Raw genomic sequence first — 15,456 nt, 5'->3', positions numbered from 1 at the left:
TTCAATTCAATCGATCTGTCCAAAGGCGTCGACGGGGAACTCAAGCAGCCAAAAGCACACCACTGATTGCGTCAGGTTTCCGATAATGGCTCATCTTATTTGGCTTCAGAGGTAGCTGAATGGCTAGAGGAAAAGTATATAAAGTATGTCCGTGGAGCACGATATCATCACTAGATAATGAAGAGTCACATCTTGCTGGAGAAGTCCTACATAACAAAGGACATCGGGATACAGATTGGTCTCTTCGTAGACTACAATAACAATCATCGCTATCACTAGCCTTGAAAATGTGATGTGGGCTAAGGCCTATTTCGAACGGGTGGTTAGATTCGATAACACAGGCAAATGAGTAAACTTCAAACACTCCATTATTTGACTGCCAATCTTGTCAAACTTCATTTGAGAGTGGACACTCTCATCCCCTCAGCTAAAAATCTTACTCCTGTAGCATCACGTTTCAAGTTAGCACTAGCCATGTCGATTTTATGAGGAACGGCTCTGACGCATGTGCAGAATACAAAAGTGACCCCGCTTGTTTGGAAAGTTGAACGTCGTTTATAAGTGGATCTGCTCCGATTACGCCACAGCTTGAGTTATGCCTTGCGTGTGGTTGCAGTAGACCTGATCCGAGCTACTTCAGTTAAACGATCAATGTGGGCGTTTCTGATTATAAAAGGTTATGAATTTACCGAGGGCCTTTCTAGCTCCTGGCACATTAGCGTAGGCCTTGAGGTAAATTGCCACAAAGACCATCCGTTTCATCAGAGGTCTTACGTTGCGCCGAAAGCTCTTTGCCTTCAATAGTTGTTGCAACATACGGCTGCCAACAAATGGATATCCAGATGCAGTTCATCCAGTAGACTCATGAGGGCATGCATTTCTGTTGAGACTGGGTGCGGCAGGTAGTAAACACCGCTTCTAGAAATATTCGAGGCTTTAGCTTGGCGGACAATCGAGAGTTTGTGCATCTGATCAGTCATCTTTGAGTGCTCCAGGCAAGAAGTCTTTCTCCAAGGCCAGTTTCCCAATATTGACCTGCAGCCTGACCTGAGACCCAAGTTCCGTCTACGGTTTGTGAGGATTCATGGTTTGTTTTCAAGCCTCACGTGGCTATCATTTCCAGCTCTATCTGTCGTGCAACCTCGGCTGGGGTTAGGTTGTCCAAAAACGAATGCGGCCTTTGAGTGTTGTAGTGGTCTTTCCAAGCCTCAATTTTGGCTCTGGCTTCGATCAGTGATGAAAACAGTATTTCATTCAAACACTCTTCTCGAAAGCTGCCGTTAAATCTTTCAACAAAAGCATTTTGCAGGGGCTTTTCTGCTGCGATGTAATGCCAGTTGATGTTGGTATCCTGGCAGAGTTTCAACACCGCAGAACTGGTCATTTCTGCGCCGTTGTCCGAAACTATTGTCGTTGGTATCCCCCGTTTTGCGATAATGGCATCGACCTCGCGCACAAGACGTGTTCCGGAGATAGAGGGTCGGGAACAAGTGCGAGGCATTCACGGTTATAATCATCGACGAGAGCCGGAACTCTAAAGCGCCCGCCATCGGTAATTGCATCACTGACAAAATCTAGGCTCCAACGTTTATTGGTCCTTGAAGGCAAGACAATGGGCCTGCGAGTTCCAAGCGCACGTTTACGACCAACACGTTTGCGCACTTGCAGCCCTTCCTCACGATACATGCGACGCAGTTTCTTCAGGTTCATAACCACTTCCTGACGTTTCAAAAGGATTTGGATCCTGCGATATCCGAAACGGCGATGTTCGCCAACTGTCTGATAGCTTCACGCAACGGCTTGTCGTCAGGACGTACGCTTTTGTAACGCATACTGGGGCGATCAACCTGAAGCACAGAACAGGCCCGCCGCTCGCTCACACCAAAGCTCTGGCATAAAAAGGCAACCGCTTGGCGTGAAGCTGCGGACCCTACCACTTTTTTGAATTCACATCACGCAGCATCGCATTATCCAGCATAGATTCGGCAAGTAACTTCTTGAGCTTGGAATTTTCATCTTCCAAAGCCTTCAACTTGCGTGCATCCGAAACATCCATGCCGCCATACTTTGTCTTGTACTTGTAGAACGACGCTGTGCTGATCCCATGCCTGCGACAAACTTTGGCTGTTGGAACACCACTTTCCTGTTCTTTGATCATGCTGATGATCTGCTCTTCCGTAAAACGCGAATGCTTCATATCCCACCCCAATGTTAGGTAGAATCCTATCACAAACTGGTAGAAGTTATGGGGGCAGGTCAAGTCGTTTGATATCGACTTCAGGTTCCTGCTTAGCCTGTTTATCAGTGCCAAATGCATTTAGCTTAGTTGCTAGGACCTGCTCTTTTCATTGATTGATTTGGTTCACGCGAAAATCAAACTTCAGAGCCAACTCACTCAAGGTACTCTTTCCGCGAATAGGAGCAAGCGACATCTCGCTTTATAAGTCGGGCTAAGGTTCCAGCGCGGACGTTTAATTATGGTGTTCTCCTGTTCTTGGCGTCAAGCAAATTTTAGGAGCTAAATCCACTTATACGACCTGTCCCAAAAAACTAAGCCATCTCTTACAATCATCTACAAAGCAGGATGGATGCAATATACAGCGGTGAAAAACTACCGATATAGGCTTGTGCAGGTTCACAGATGCCGCTTCCAGAGTGGCCGTTTCTCCATAGCAACGCATGAAAACGCAAAATCGCGCAAAGAAACGCACAGAATAACGCAAGGGCGGAAAGCGGTTTTCGTGAACGGTTGAAAGGGCTGTTTCTATGTCAGGTTGTCGCATGCACCGAAGTGATGAGCTGGTATATCTACCTGTAACTTCAGACTGAGACATAAATATATTTCAGTTAATCTTCCACTTTGAGTACAGTTTTCCTCTGCTCGGGCCAAGAGCAAATGCAAGTATAAGCCTCAATAATCTGCGTGAAATGCGGTTTATACTCACCTTCGCTCTTATATATGTGAACTATATTGAGATTCATTCAATTTCACTTATCCACCTCGTTCTTTAGTTTGAACTCAAACACTTGGGTAAAGGTGATCAACTGTCGTTCAGATAGGGCTTTACCCTACTGGGATTTGAACGGGCTCCCTTTTAAAGATGAAGGGATTTTCGAAGTTTTTAGGAGAGACTTGCAGTTTACGCAAAGGAGCTTAACCTGCCTTGCGAGTAAGATTGGTCAAAGAGATTCCTTTGGACAGTCGGTAAAGTTTAGGGCCTTTGGTGCATTGCACAAAAACGATACCAGCGCCTACGCTGGGATCGAGAATAAAAAACGATTGGAACAGTTGGTAACGAGCGATTTCTGCTGGAAACCTATTTAACAGGCAAGAGGTTAGAACATGATCATAGGGGCTGCCAAGGAAGTCCTTGACGGGGAACGTCGGGTCGCGTTGACGCCGGACAGCGCCCAACAGCTGCAAAAGCTGGGATATGAGTGCGCTATTGAATCCGGCGCTGGTGAAGCTGCAAACTTCTCTGACACAGATTATAAAGATGCTGGCGTAAAGGTTATCGCAGATGCAAAAACGCTCTGGGAAACCGCAGATATTGTTATCAAGGTCCGTCCGCCCGAAGCGTCTGAACTGGAACTGACACACGAGGGACAAACCCTCATCAGCTTCTTCTGGCCAGCGCAAAATGGTGAGCTTCTTCAGCAGTTTGCCGATAAAAAGGTCAACGTGCTGGCGATGGATATGGTGCCGCGTATCTCGCGCGCACAGAAGATGGATGCTCTGTCATCCATGGCCAACATCGCTGGTTACCGCGCTGTTATGGAAGCTGGCAACAGCTTCCCACGCTTCTTCACCGGCCAGATCACCGCTGCCGGTAAAGTGCCACCAGCCAAAGTGCTCGTCATCGGCGCTGGCGTTGCTGGTCTTGCCGCAATTGGCGCCTCAACCTCTCTTGGCGCGATCACCCTTGCGTTCGACGTTCGCCCGGAAGTGGCTGAGCAGGTCGAGTCCATGGGCGCTGAGTTCGTTTATCTGGACTTTGAGGAAAAGCAGCAGGATGGCGCCTCCACTGGTGGCTATGCTTCTGTTTCTTCTCCAGAATTCCGCGAAGCGCAGCTGGCAAAATTCCGCGAATTGGCACCAGATGTTGACATCGTCATCACCACAGCGCTGATCCCGGGCCGCGATGCGCCTGAGCTCTGGACCGAAGACATGGTCCAGTCCATGAAGCCGGGTTCTGTGATTGTTGACCTTGCTGCTGAAAAAGGCGGCAACTGTAAACTGACCAAGATGGACGAGAAGATCGTAACTGACAACGGCGTTACCGTGATCGGCTACACTGACTTCCCATCCCGCATGGCAACGCAGTCCTCCACACTTTACGCGACCAACATCCGCCACATGATGTTTGATCTGACCCCTGAGAAAGATGGTCAGGCCAATATCAACATGGAAGACGATGTTATCCGCGGTGCAACGGCAACCAAAGGCGGGGAAATCACCTTCCCGCCACCAAAGCCGAAGATCGCTGCGATTGCTGCTCAAAAGCCAAAGGCACCTGAGAAAACCCCTGAGGAACTTGCGGTTGAAGAGGCTGCAGCTGCCAAAGCTGCCGGTCGCAAACAGCTCAGTCTTCTGATTGGCGGTGGTGCTGTTATGGCGTTGATAGGTGCCTATGCGCCTGAAAGCTTTATGCAACACTTCATCGTGTTTGTCCTCGCAGTGTTTGTTGGCTTCCAGGTCATCTGGGGTGTGGCTCACTCCCTGCATACACCGCTTATGGCTGTGACCAACGCAATCTCCGGCATCATCATCTTGGGTGCAGTGCTGCAGCTCGGCTCTGGCAGCTGGATCGTCTGGTTCCTCGCAGGCATCTCGGTGCTGATTGCATCGGTCAACATCGTCGGCGGGTTTATGGTCACGCGCCGTATGCTCCAGATGTTCAACAAGTCTTAAGCGGGGGAGGGAAGCATTATGTCTATTGGACTTCAAACCGCCGCTTATATTGCGGCAACCGTACTCTTCATCCTGTCTCTGGGCGGTCTGTCCAATCAGGAAAGCGCAAAGCGCGCTGTTTGGTTTGGCATCGTCGGTATGGCACTGGCTGTTCTTGCAACAGTATTTGGCCCTGGTGTTGATCTTACAAGCCCAGCCGTTTTGATCATGTTGCTTGTGACTGTAACCGTTGGCTCCACTGCTGGCGTGATTGTGGCTCAACGCGTTGAAATGACTGGCATGCCGCAGCTTGTGGCTGCTCTGCACTCCTTCGTGGGTCTGGCAGCTGTGTTCATCGGCATCAACTCAGATATCGCTCCACCAGCAGGTTTGGCAGGCGCGGAGCTGGTTATTCATGAAGCTGAAATCTTCATCGGCGTCTTCATCGGTGCAATCACCTTCACTGGCTCTATTGTCGCTTACGGCAAGCTTGCTGGAAAGATCGGCGGTAAAGCACTGCTGCTGCCGGGTCGTCACGCCCTTAATGCAGGTCTGCTCATTCTCGCAGTGATCCTGATGTTCATGTACATGAACCATGCTGGTTCCTGGACGCTCTACCTGATGACCCTGATCGCCTTCTTCATCGGTTGGCACATGGTTATGGCCATCGGCGGCGCCGACATGCCAGTTGTTGTCTCAATGCTGAACTCCTACTCCGGTTGGGCAGCAGCGGCGACAGGCTTCTTACTTGGCAACGACCTGCTGATCGTTACGGGTGCTCTGGTTGGTTCTTCCGGTGCGATCCTCTCTTACATCATGTGTAAGGCGATGAACCGTCACTTCGTCTCCGTTATTCTTGGCGGGTTTGGCACCACGACTGGTCCAGCTCAGGAAATAGAAGGCGAGATGGTTGCAACCGATACGGACTTTGTGGCTGAAACACTCAATGATGCAGATAGCGTTGTGATTGTACCAGGTTACGGCATGGCTGTTGCACAGGCACAGCAGTCTGTTTCTGAGCTAACCAAGCGTCTGCGTGCCAAAGGCAAAAACGTCCGCTTCGCAATCCATCCGGTTGCAGGCCGTCTACCAGGGCACATGAACGTGTTGCTCGCTGAAGCGAAAGTGCCTTACGATATCGTTCTGGAAATGGATGAGATCAACGATGACTTCCCTGACACAGATGTTGTCATCATTATTGGCGCCAACGACATCGTGAACCCGGCTGCTCAGGAAGATCCAAACTCACCAATCGCTGGCATGCCAGTTCTGGAAGTTTGGAAAGCCAAGCACGTGTTCATCTCCAAACGTGGTCAGGGTACCGGTTACTCCGGCATCGAGAACCCACTGTTCTACAAAGAGAACTCCCGCATGTACTACGGCGATGCGAAGAGCTCCATGAACAACCTACTAGGTAAAATCAGCTAGTTTGGTTTCTAGATAAAAACGATAAACCCCGGAACGTGAGGAACGTTCCGGGGTTTTCTTTTCTTGCAATGCCTCTGCAAATGGCACTACCTATTTTACGTTTATCTTATAGGTATCGGTAAAGTAATTCATCTGGCTACCCTGAACATACTTAGGCATTGAATACCTAGTCTTAAATGTATCCTTGCCGCGATAACCTTTCTTCGGGGTGTATATGACAACAACAGCGTTAAACTTCTTTCCGTAGCAACGTTGCCCTTTAGGAGGGTTATACGTTGTTCTGCGGATTTCAACGCTTCCATGCTTGGGCGCAACTTTGACCTTTACTTGAGCAATTGGACCTGAGGTACATTGGTTTTGGTTGTAATAAACATGCCCGTTGACAACGGACGCTTTGCGCGCGGCAACATCGCGCGAATGTGTCTCTGCAGCAGCAGTGCTTAGACCAGCAATTAGAAAAGCTGCTCCAACAAAATACTTGATCATCTCAGTTCCCACCTAATTCAGTTGTAATTGCTCCAGTTTTCAAGCCTTGTAGGCAGAAGGAACGAAAGAAGCAAAGAGTCTGTGGCTACTTATTAATCAGTTAGAACGGTATGGGGTAGATATACGCAAGTATATGATATTTGTCAGGAACGCGTGGTCACTTACCGCGCGTTCCCGAGACAGCTACTGACAGCCAAGCTTCTCCAGTAATTCAGGTTCTGCAGCTTTGGTCTGGTCACTTCCAAGCTCACCATCATACCCACATACAACCACCTTGGCTGTTTCATCAATCATGTCTGGTTGATCGGTGAAGGCCACCATGCCGGAACCGAGCAGGGTGTAAAGGCCGGTTGAGTTTGGCGGAGACAAGTAGCCTTCGGCCTGAACTAGCCCGACTTTTCCATCGAAGATCCCGGTTTCAAGCGATGTCGCACGAATGCTGCCAGCCTCAGGAACCCCTGTGACCCGGATAACATCACCGGACTGAACGTGTTGCGGAATAATGCCTGCGATCAACGTGTTGCCGATCTGAGGAACATTGCTTGCTCCAACAGAAAGGTTGCTGCCAATGATGACAGCAGACTGGCGGGGCGGAACAACCTCGACGCGTGTTGCAACCACATCCTCATCTTGCCACAGACCGCTGATTGCCACCCAGTCCCCTTGTTTCACTGTGGTCGCAATGGCCTTTGACACATGAACGAAAGTTCCCATAATCTCAAAGGTTCTGCCTGTCTCACCCGACTTCACCTCAGAAACCGGGCCGATGATCGGTACAATTCTGCGGATACTCTGCGCTTCCCAGTTTGAACCAGTCAGGGCTGCAACAACGGCAACAGTATCTCCCGACACCAACTGCGAGGCCGTCAGAGGACCAAGCTCGTTCTTGACTGGCAAGTCTGGAGGGAAGGTGATGCGCTGATCATTTACGATAATGCTGCCAAGGCGCGTAATCGTGCCGACAATGCCTGTCCCTAAAATGCCGCCTTCACGCTCTTCCTCTGCGTGGCCAGCAGCTGGAGCAATCAGAAAAGTGGATGCTATTAAAGCGGAAAGTGTGTGCCTCCAAACCATTACGCAGCAGCCTCATCTGATTTTGGCTTTTTTTTTGGAAGGACGTAGGCCCCAAAGGCAAAACGGCCATTGGCGGTCTGTTCCGCATCATTCATTTGCATCTCCCGTGCCAGAGCGTTGACTTCTTCCAAAAGCATCTGGGCCTTCTCTTGCGTCAACCTGTTCAGAGTCTCCACTGACTCCTCTGACAAATGCGAATAGCGCAGGATTCGATCAAAATTGAGAGCTTCTCCCTGAGGGGCAATTAAGTTGTGGGTAGCGGCTGAAAGGTGGGTCGAAAGCGTCGCCTGATAGGCGGCAACTTGCTCTGCACTTCCTGGTGCCGGCAAAAGGGCATGAGTCAATAAACGATAAAATCCGTCATCTAATTCCGTTACGACACCCTGCTCAATAAGTGCCTCAAGCACTGTTCCAGGTGCCATATCTGCGCGTGTAAGGCGGACCAACTCATCAAAGCCAGGCTCCTTTTCGCTGCCTTGCCGAGGTAGATTCCGGGGCGTTCCTTCGGCGCTTTGAAACTCTGGGGCCGTTGCCCAATAACTGATCGCAAGGGCCGTCGCATTGACTGATTTTTTGAGAGAACTGCCGTTTTCGTCTGATCGTAACCGTTTGACATCCTTGCGGTGTATGCCGGTCTTAAGACTAACACGGCTATCGGTCGTCTTGCCGGGATTTTCCTCAATTGCAGCCTGGAGAAGGGCCCGTTTCAACGCCTCGGTCGCTGGCCCGATTGTGACGCCACGCGCCACCATCGCTTTTGCCAATGGGGCAAGAAGCGCAGTGAGGGCGGTCTCAAAAGGATCTGTTTGCTCGGGGCTCATTTCCGCTTCCTGTGTTGTCCAGTTCTCTAATCATTACACCAGAATTTTTCATCCTACGAATTCGTTACTGCTTGTTGAACACTTGTTATACTCAAATGGGAATTTTTCCCATTAACTAGAATGAGTGATTATCACCATAAGAGGGACTCGCTATGCGGGATATTGCTGCAGATTATCTAAATGACATTCGGCCAGTGTTTCCGGCCATGCCAAAACTGACAGGGGTTTCGCCACGCAATCCGCTTCTGTCGGCATTGAGCGATTTTGATCAGGAACGTTTTCTGGATTTTGGATGGGGACCAGAAACCACTCCACGTTTTCCAACTATCATTTCCGCAATGAACCACTTTATGACTGCACAGCCAAATGTCGTTGCAGCCGAATATCAAGACCAGGAAATCAGCTACGGTGAGCTGAATGAAGCCGCTAACCGGCTCGCTCACACTTTGGCACAGCACGGCGTAAAGAGAGGAGACGCCGTTTGCTTGTACCTGCATCGTTCCATTCCAATGTTGGTTGGTATTGTTGCCGCCCTGCGCGTTGGCGCTGCGTATATTCCGCAGCATGTGGGTGTTGCGCCACAAAAGGCATTGAACCACATAGCTGCTGTGACTGGTGCCGAAGTCATCCTAACGCTGCGCAGCCTTAAAGATCAGGTGTCGGTCGCCGAAGGGCAAACTCTCATCGCGATAGAAGATGTGATCGAGGATGAAACTCTGCCGACCACGCCGTTAGAGGGTGAGCAACACAAAGCACAGCCGGACGATCTGTGCATGATCCTGTTCACCTCTGGCACTACAGGCGTCCCGAATGGCGTTCAGGTCACCCACAAGAACCTATGCAACATTTTGCAAACCAGCCCCGGTGATCTTGGCATGCGTCCGGGGTTGCGGGTGGGTCAAATTCTTTCGATCGCATTTGATATGGCGGCTTGGGAAACTCTTGGTGCTGTTTCAAACGGCGCTACGCTGGTTATTCGCGGCAAAAGCATTCAAGAAACAGCCGAAAAGGTGGACGTGCTGATTGCAACACCGTCAATCCTGAACTCGCTTGATCACAGCCGTTGCCAGCAGGTGCAAACTGCTGCTGTTGCGGGAGAACCATGCCCAAGACCTCTTGCAGACACTTGGAGTAGCTTCTGCCGATTCTACAATTCTTGCGGACCAACAGAAACCACCATCATCAATACAGCCGAACCGCATTATCCGGGAAAGGAAATCCTATCCATTGGACGTCCGACGCCTAACAACACGGTTTATGTTCTGGATGAAAACCTGCGCCCCGTTGCCATCGGCGAGAAGGGCGAAATGTGGGCTGGTGGTGATTGTGTAACTGCTGGATACCTTGCCAATCCCGAGCTTACGCTTGACCGTTATCGACCTGACCCATTCCGTCCCGGTCACATGATGTTCCGTACCAAAGACCTTGGTCGCTGGACCAACACAGGTGAGCTGGAGCACTTTGGGCGGGTTGATGATCTGGTGAAAATTCGCGGGTTCCGTGTGGAGCTGGATGGCGTTTCCAACACATTGGAAGCCACGGAAGGCTGTGATCAGGCGGTCACGCTCAAGTTCGACAGCCGTAATCTGGTGGCCTTCATCAGCCCGGCAAATGTGTGCACCAACACCGCGGCGCAGTCCGTGAAAGACAAACTTCCTTATTATTGTAGTCCAACACTGATCCTTTCCATGGATGAGTTGCCTCGCACACCACGCGGGAAGTTGGACAAGCGCCTGCTTTTGAAGCTGGCACAAGACCATATTGACGCTCAGGGTGTGGAGTTAAATTAATGACTATTGAAGCAACAACTGCCGAAACACGCAGTTACAACTGGCGACGTATTACGCGCCATCCATCCTTGATGGAATACAACCGACTGGTGATGCTGGTCGCCGTAGTCAACATCGCAGTTTTCATCGCTGGTTTACAGGAGGGACGCTGGTTTGCAGAAACCGGCTTTGCTCTTGGTGCTATTGCAGATATGGCGCTGATCAACCTGTCTCTTGGCATCCTGATCCGGCAGCAACGGGTGGTTAACGCCTTGTTCTGGCTGGCAACCCGCATTCCAACCAGCTGGCCGCTCTGGCTTCGTTGGGGCGCTGGCAAAGTGTTTCATTTTGGCGGCCTTCATTCCAGCAGCACGGTGTCCGGCACAATCTGGTTTGGCTTTCTGCTTTTCGCCATGGTGGCAAACCGCATTGAAGGGGCTGCGCTTCCATCAGATCAAACGCTTGCTCTCAGCGGGGCGATGGTCTCGTTGATGGTCCTGCTGATCGTCACGGCACAAGGAGGTTTCCGCGCGCGCCATCATAACACCTTTGAGAAGGTGCACCGTTTTGTTGGTTGGACAGTGCTTGGCCTGTTTTGGGCACAGACTGTTTCTATCACGCAGGATACTGGTGGCATTCTAATGGAAACCCCAGCATTCTGGATGCTCTGCCTCATCACACTTTCCATCGTCTCACCATGGCTGTCACTTAAGCGTGTCAAAGTGGATGTGGTAAAGCCTTCTAACCATGCTGTTTTGGCAAAGTTCGATTATGGCGACACGCCGTTCCCGGGCAGCTCAAACGCAATCAGTCACACCCCATTTGGCGAATATCACGCGTTTGCCAATATCCCGTCTCCGAAAGAGACAGGGTATCGTCTCGCTATCAGTCGGGCAGGGGATTGGACCGGAGACTTCATTGAAAACCCGCCAAGCCATGTCTGGGTGAAGGGCATCACCACCTCTGGTGTTGCGCGTATCGAAGTATTGTTCAAGAAGGTCGTTTACGTTGGTACAGGTTCTGGTATTGGCCCAATCGTGCCGCATCTGCTCGCAGGTGACGTACCCAACAAGGTGATTTGGTCCACACGCAACCCTCGTAAAACCTATGGCGATGCTTTCGTTGACGAGATTGAGGCAAGCACTGAGAACCCGGTGATCTGGGATACGGATTCTCAAGGAAAGCCTGATCTGACCGCATTAACTCTGAAAGCGGTTGAGGAGAGTGGAGCTGAGGCTGTCATCGTCATTTCCAACCAGAAACTGACCCGTAAACTCGTTCATGATATGGAAAGCCTCGGCATTCCTGCGTATGGCGCAATTTGGGATAGCTGATCATGTATGAAACTATTGAAACATCCGTCGAAGGGCGCGTTGCGACCATTCGCTTCAATCGCCCAAAGGCTCTGAATGCGCTTAACTCTCAGGTTTTGGAAGAGGTGCTGGACGCTGCCACTAAGTATGATGCAGACCCTGCCATCGGTTGTCTTATCCTGACAGGCAACGAGCGAGCCTTTGCAGCAGGCGCTGATATCGCAGAGCTTAACGTGCAGGATTACGCCAGCATGTACTCCAGCAACTTCTTTACCGGATGGGATCGTTTTGCAGCGCTTCGTATTCCGAAGATTGCGGCGGTCTCTGGCTATGCCTTGGGCGGCGGCTGTGAGGTCGCCATGATGTGCGATATTATTTTGGCATCAGACACCGCCAGGTTCGGCCAGCCGGAAGTGAAGATCGGTTGTATTCCAGGCATTGGTGGGTCTCAGCGTCTGACTAAGTTGGTTGGTAAAGCACGCGCAATGGATCTCATCCTCACAGGCCGCATGATTGATGCGCAAGAGGCTTACGATATGGGTCTCATTAGCAGAAAGATCCCTGCAGATGAGCTGATGTCCGTTGCAAATGAAACAGCAAAGACCATTGCTGGCTATGCACGCGACATCACGATGATGGCACGGGCCTGCGTCAATGCGGCGGATGAAAACTCATTGGAAAATGGCATTCGCTTTGAACGGCAGATGTACCATGCTTTGTTTGGCTCTCCTGCCCAGAAAGAGGGCATGGCCGCCTTCCTAGAAAAGCGTCCGCCAAACTTTAATGAGCAAGCAGAGCTGGAAGATGCTTAAATAAATGAGAGGCGCCCGGATACCATGTGAACATTCCGGGCGTTTCACTTTTTAGGTATCAGTCTCCGATAAACGGATTGTCTCGCAAGCGCTCAGCGGCGAAGTCCACGAATGACCGCACTTTTGCGCTGGCTCGTCGGCCTTCCATATAAACGATATGGACTGGAAGCGGCTCAGGCTCATAGTCCTCCAGCGCCAATTGAAGCACGCCATTCGCCACATCTTTTGCTACCTGGTAGGACAGCAATCGGGTAATGCCAGCACCACCTATTGCCGCCTGAATAGCTGCACAGTTGTGATTACAACGCAGCAGCGGGTTAATTTTCACCACCTCGGTTTTCTCGCCTGAAAACTTCCAATGGTTGCTCGTCTCAACCGATGTCGGCTGAATGATCTTGTGCTCGGCAAGGTCTGACGGTGTTTGCGGGGTGCCGTGCTCACTAAAGTAAGTTGGTGAAGCACAGATCACCCGGCGGATGCTGCCCACGCGGGTCGCATAAAGCCCGGAATCCTGCAGATGCCCGATACGGAACGCCACGTCCAGATTATCTTCCACCATATTGACGATACGGTCGTAGAACTCGGCATTGGCAGTCACTTCAGGGTAGAGGTCGAGGTACTCTGTGATCAGAGGGATGATGTACTTCTGCCCAAACAGTATGGGCGCTGTGATGGAAAGCTCGCCGATTGGCTTGGCATAACTGCCGCTGACAAACGCTTCTGCCTGTTCGACACTCTCCAGAATGCCTTTTACATCGCAAAGATAGTGCCGGCCCGCATCCGTCAGTCGGACGTGACGAGTGGTTCGGTTGAATAATCTTGTGCCAAGGGATTGCTCCAGCCGGGCAATGGAGCGAGTGACGGCAGGAGCTGAAAGGCCAAGCTTCTTGCTGGCTTCCACGAAGCTCTCCCGTTCAGCCACTTCTACAAACACCTGCATTGTTTCAAGCTTATCCATTTCAATCTCACAATCACGCTCATTTATTGCGCTAAGTGTAATAGTGAATTGCACAGAAGCCCAATTATTTCCTTTCAAACATTGGTTACATGAAGACCATCATCCGATTTCAAAAAATGGAGATAAAATAATGTCACGCATTCCTACCCCATCTTCCATCGAGGCCGCTCCTCAGGACTCCCAGGCTTCCCTTCAGGCCGTCAACTCTCAGCTCGGCTCGGTGCCAAATCTGTTCCGAATTGTTGCTAATAGCCCGCAGGCGCTGGAAGGTTACCTCGGTTTGAACGGCGCGCTCGGCAAAGGAACACTGCCTGCTGCTACGCGTGAGCGTCTCGCATTGGCCGTTGGCGAGCAGAATGGCTGTAACTACTGCCTCTCCGCGCATACTTACCTTGCATCCAACCTTGCCAAACTCTCTGCAGATGAAATTGCAAAGAACCGCCGCGGCAGTTCTGAAGATGCGAAAGCAGCCGTTGCTGTCGAGTTCGCTGTCGCAATCGTCAAAAACCGCGGAAAGGTTTCTGATGCACAGGTGCAGGCTGTGCGCGACGCTGGTTATTCCGATGCAGAACTCGTTGAGATTGTTGGACATGTCGCTCTGAACACGCTGACCAACTACATGAACGAAGTATTGGGAACCGAAGTTGACTTCCCTGCTGTTAAAGAACTTGCCTGACACCACGGGCGGGTGGAGCCCAATCCACCTGCCACCCTTCCGGAGATCGTCATGACCAGACCACCACTCCCTCCATTCACACGGGAAACAGCCAGCATCAAAATCCGTGCGGCGGAAGATGGCTGGAACTCTAGAGATCCGCAAAAGGTAGCTCTGGCCTACACGCCAGACTGCCAATGGCGGAACAGAGCAGAATTTGTAACTGGACGCCCTGAGATTGAGCAGCTGCTCACTCGCAAATGGATCCGAGAGCTCGATTACCGCCTTATTAAAGAGCTATGGGCCTTTGAGGGAGACCGGATCGCGGTTCGCTTTGCCTACGAGTATCATGACGACTCCGGACAGTGGTTCAGAGCCTACGGCAATGAAAACTGGGAGTTTGCAGAGGACGGCCTCATGAAGCGCCGGATTGCAAGCATCAACGAGCATCCGATCACACCAGAGGACCGCAAGTTCCATTGGCCGATAGGTCGCCGCCCTGATGATCATGCAAGCCTGAGTGATCTGGGTCTGTAACTGGAGGAAACCCCATGTATTCCAGTGATATTGCCTTCACTCCCACAGTGAAAGCCATCCAGAGCCGCAAAGGCTCCCGACGCGGCTATGCCAGCATGGAAGAGGGCGGTGGTTGGAAAAACGAAGTGACAGAAGAGTTGGCGCGGTACATTGCCGATCAGCGCAGCTTCTTTCTGGCAACGTCCAATGCGGATGGCCAACCCTATATTCAGCATCGTGGGGGCCCAACCGGGTTCCTTAAGGTGCTGGACAATCGCCACCTCGGGTTTGCGGATTTTCGCGGCAACCGTCAGTACATCAGCCAGGGAAATCTGGAAGATAATTCCAAGGCCTTCATTTTTCTGATCGATTACGTGCAGAAGACGCGGATCAAGATCTGGGGCACAGCTAAGGTCATCGAGGATGACCCGGGCTTGATTGAACAGCTGATGGACTACGATCAACCCTATCGTGCAGCGCCTGAGCAAGCAATCATCTTCAGTGTTGATGCATGGGATGCCAACTGCCCCCAGCACATTCCAGTGCGCATTGACGCAGATTGGGTCAAATCCGCTTTGGAAGAAAAAGAACAGAAGATCGCTGAACTGCAGGAGCAAATCCATAAGCTGCAAAGCGCCGTACAAGCGAACTGATTACATCGAATAGCGGGTGGGCAAACTCTCCCGTTACTGCGTATTCCCGAAACTTATCTGGCCCTAATCTCGGGAATACG

The 15,456-nt window shown here is 51.1% G+C and carries 13 protein-coding genes and 1 pseudogene; 8 read left to right on the top strand and 6 right to left on the bottom strand.

Translation table 11 applies throughout. The annotated features are described in order from the left end of the window. Positions 1-797: 797 nt before the first annotated feature. Positions 798-980, bottom strand: coding sequence for a hypothetical protein (locus tag PsWM33_RS01035; RefSeq protein ID WP_063298912.1), 183 nt, complete (start codon positions 978-980; stop codon positions 798-800). A gap of 122 nt (positions 981-1,102) precedes the next feature. Beyond that, positions 1,103-2,197 (bottom strand): annotated as a pseudogene (locus PsWM33_RS01030) (IS3 family transposase). A 1,146-nt stretch (positions 2,198-3,343) separates the two neighbouring features. Between PsWM33_RS01030 and PsWM33_RS01015 the strand changes: the two are divergent. Continuing rightward, entirely contained in the window at positions 3,344-4,912 is a 1,569-nt protein-coding gene (locus tag PsWM33_RS01015) for a Re/Si-specific NAD(P)(+) transhydrogenase subunit alpha (RefSeq protein ID WP_063298910.1), read from the top strand. Between the two features lie 18 nt (positions 4,913-4,930). Further along, positions 4,931-6,319, top strand: coding sequence for an NAD(P)(+) transhydrogenase (Re/Si-specific) subunit beta (locus PsWM33_RS01010; protein ID WP_063298909.1), 1,389 nt, complete (start codon positions 4,931-4,933; stop codon positions 6,317-6,319). 90 nt (positions 6,320-6,409) lie between these two features. Here the strand turns inward: PsWM33_RS01010 and PsWM33_RS01005 are convergent, their stop codons facing one another. The 3 genes from PsWM33_RS01005 to PsWM33_RS00995 all read right to left on the bottom strand — a co-directional run bounded on the left by PsWM33_RS01005 (position 6,410) and on the right by PsWM33_RS00995 (position 8,700). Continuing rightward, on the bottom strand, positions 6,410-6,805 hold the full coding sequence (locus PsWM33_RS01005; RefSeq protein WP_063296056.1) for a hypothetical protein: 396 nt from the start codon (positions 6,803-6,805) through the stop codon (positions 6,410-6,412). A 183-nt stretch (positions 6,806-6,988) separates the two neighbouring features. Then, positions 6,989-7,879, bottom strand: coding sequence for a DUF5666 domain-containing protein (locus PsWM33_RS01000; protein ID WP_063298908.1), 891 nt, complete (start codon positions 7,877-7,879; stop codon positions 6,989-6,991). Continuing rightward, a complete protein-coding gene (locus PsWM33_RS00995; RefSeq protein WP_063287624.1) occupies positions 7,879-8,700 on the bottom strand; it encodes a DUF6502 family protein in 822 nt (273 codons plus the stop codon). The genes PsWM33_RS01000 and PsWM33_RS00995 overlap by 1 nt, the downstream gene beginning before the upstream one ends. 152 nt (positions 8,701-8,852) lie before the next feature. Between PsWM33_RS00995 and PsWM33_RS00990 the strand changes: the two genes are divergently transcribed. From PsWM33_RS00990 to PsWM33_RS00980, 3 genes are read left to right on the top strand one after another with little or no spacing between them, the layout of a single operon-like run. After that, on the top strand, positions 8,853-10,490 hold the full coding sequence (locus PsWM33_RS00990) for an amino acid adenylation domain-containing protein (RefSeq protein WP_063298907.1): 1,638 nt from the start codon (positions 8,853-8,855) through the stop codon (positions 10,488-10,490). Beyond that, the gene (locus PsWM33_RS00985; RefSeq protein WP_063298906.1) at positions 10,490-11,803 is read left to right on the top strand and encodes a hypothetical protein; all 1,314 of its coding nucleotides are present in this window, start codon (positions 10,490-10,492) and stop codon (positions 11,801-11,803) included. Before PsWM33_RS00990 ends, PsWM33_RS00985 begins: the two co-directional genes overlap by 1 nt. 2 nt (positions 11,804-11,805) lie before the next feature. Continuing rightward, a complete protein-coding gene (locus tag PsWM33_RS00980; RefSeq protein WP_063298905.1) occupies positions 11,806-12,594 on the top strand; it encodes an enoyl-CoA hydratase-related protein in 789 nt (262 codons plus the stop codon). 58 nt (positions 12,595-12,652) lie between these two features. On the opposite strand, the gene PsWM33_RS00975 is transcribed toward PsWM33_RS00980, so the two are convergent. Next, positions 12,653-13,552, bottom strand: a complete 900-nt coding sequence (locus tag PsWM33_RS00975) for a LysR family transcriptional regulator (RefSeq protein WP_063298904.1) — start codon at positions 13,550-13,552, stop codon at positions 12,653-12,655. A 130-nt stretch (positions 13,553-13,682) separates the two neighbouring features. Between PsWM33_RS00975 and PsWM33_RS00970 the strand changes: the two genes are divergently transcribed. From PsWM33_RS00970 to PsWM33_RS00960, 3 genes are read left to right on the top strand one after another with little or no spacing between them, the layout of a single operon-like run. Then, on the top strand, positions 13,683-14,228 hold the full coding sequence (locus PsWM33_RS00970) for a carboxymuconolactone decarboxylase family protein (RefSeq protein WP_063296063.1): 546 nt from the start codon (positions 13,683-13,685) through the stop codon (positions 14,226-14,228). Between the two features lie 51 nt (positions 14,229-14,279). Then, positions 14,280-14,744: a nuclear transport factor 2 family protein gene (locus PsWM33_RS00965; RefSeq protein ID WP_063298903.1), complete on the top strand. Its 465-nt coding sequence runs from the start codon at positions 14,280-14,282 to the stop codon at positions 14,742-14,744. Positions 14,745-14,758: 14 nt separating this feature from the next. Beyond that, positions 14,759-15,376 carry a pyridoxamine 5'-phosphate oxidase family protein gene (locus tag PsWM33_RS00960; protein ID WP_063298902.1) on the top strand — a complete coding sequence of 206 codons (618 nt, stop codon included), beginning with the start codon at positions 14,759-14,761 and terminating at the stop codon, positions 15,374-15,376. Positions 15,377-15,456: the final 80 nt, after the last annotated feature.

Origin of the sequence: Pseudovibrio sp. WM33 (genome assembly GCF_001623165.1) — a bacterium.
Classification (GTDB): domain Bacteria; phylum Pseudomonadota; class Alphaproteobacteria; order Rhizobiales; family Stappiaceae; genus Pseudovibrio.
Note: the sequence above shows the minus strand (reverse complement) of the source record. Positions and strands in the feature narration are given on the sequence as shown.